This window comes from Microbacterium sp. BF1, from assembly GCF_019279095.1.
In the GTDB taxonomy this organism is placed as follows: domain Bacteria; phylum Actinomycetota; class Actinomycetes; order Actinomycetales; family Microbacteriaceae; genus Microbacterium; species Microbacterium maritypicum.
This window is the reverse complement of record NZ_JAGYWT010000609.1, coordinates 1-1,380: the sequence shown is the minus strand read 5'-3', so window position 1 is coordinate 1,380 and position 1,380 is coordinate 1. Positions and strand designations below refer to the sequence as shown.

At 70.2% G+C, this 1,380-nt stretch carries 2 protein-coding genes and 1 pseudogene; all 3 read right to left on the bottom strand.

Going from position 1 to position 1,380, the window contains the following annotated elements:
* Positions 1-473: pseudogene (locus KZA10_RS15380) on the bottom strand (aldehyde dehydrogenase); the annotation flags it as partial.
* 28 nt (positions 474-501) lie between these two features.
* Positions 502-1,221 (bottom strand): MFS transporter, encoded by a 720-nt coding sequence (locus KZA10_RS15375; RefSeq protein WP_258185804.1) that lies wholly within the window; start codon positions 1,219-1,221, stop codon positions 502-504.
* On the bottom strand, positions 1,218-1,380 hold a 163-nt coding region (locus KZA10_RS15370; RefSeq protein WP_218683319.1), incomplete at its 5' end, for an NUDIX domain-containing protein. The genes KZA10_RS15370 and KZA10_RS15375, both read right to left, overlap by 4 nt.

The following is a 1,380-nucleotide window of genomic DNA, read 5'->3' as shown; positions in this document are numbered from 1 at the left end:
CAGACCTCGCCCGTGAAACCCGAAAGGAGGAAGGAATCGATTCCGGTCAGCGGGAAGGCGTGCACGCGAGTGCGCCCTCCCGGGGCGCGGTCGAGCGTGATCCCGTCGAGGGGGTTCGCGCCCTTCGCCAGACGAGACAGGGTCTCGATGTAGGCGTCGAGCGCACCCAGCACGCTGTACGGCCCACTGAGCCACTCCTCGCCGCGCAGCGGATGACGGGCATCGAGGCCCTTCGAGGCCGCGGCCGTGGTTGCCCAGTCTTCCGCGGTCGCGGCGACACTCGTGCGCACCGCGCGCAGCAGCGTGACCCGCTGGGCGACCGTGAGGGCCGACCAGGTGCGGGCTCCGGTCTGGAGGGCGTCGACAGCGGAGTCGAGGCGCTCTCGTTCGGCTTCGCCCAGCGTCGGGGCCCCGCTCTTCGGCGCACGCTTCGATGGCGTGGCGGAGGTGGCGGTTGTGCTCGCAGAAGTCATCGACGTCTCCTTCGGACGGGATCCCAGCTTAGGCGTCGGAGTCGGCGACGGCATCGATGTCCGCGCGACGCAGGCGGTACCGGCGCAGCGTCAGCAGGCTGGCGCCCATCAGCACGGCGGGCAGGATGCTGAAGCTGAGGACAATACCCGTGATCGCCGCCTCGGGCTGCTCGACGGTGGTGCCGGCGACGGTCGAGATGTACCCGGTCGCCGCGAGCGTCAGCGACACCGCGGTCGCTCCGAGTGCGAAGCCGACTGTCTCGCCCGCGGTCCAGATGCCGGTGAAGGTGCCGGCCTGCCCGGGCCCGCTCGTGCGCTCGTCGTGGGAGATCACGTCGGGGAGCATCGCCATCGGCAACGACTGCAGGCCTGCATAGGCGATGCCGGCCACGGCGACGGATGCGTCGATCCACGCACCTGGCGACCACACCGCGAAGACGAGTGATGCCGCTGCCGCCGTGAACAGGAGGCTGGCCATCGCGAAGGCCCGCTCCTTGCCGACCCGTCGCGCGATGACCGTCCACCCAGGGGTGGCCAGCAGCGCCGGTCCCACCAGCGCGACGAAGACGAAGGTCACCGCATCCTCCGACCGCAGCACCCAGGTCGCGACGTACTGCGCGCCGGCGAGCATGGTTCCTGTCGCGAGCGCCTGCAGCACGAATGTGCCCAGCAGCGCGCGGAAGGACTGACTGCGACCGAGGGTGCGGAAGCCCGACATGTACTGGTCTCGCCAGGTCGAGGCGGTCACGGCCGTCGAGTCGTGACGTACCCGAATGGCGATCGCGTGTCGTACGTCTCGACGAGCGATTCCCCACCGTAGGCGCCGACGATTCCGGTGACGCGGACGCGCGCACCGATCTCTTCCTGCAGCTCCCGCACGATCGCCTCATCCGGATCCTCGCCGGGC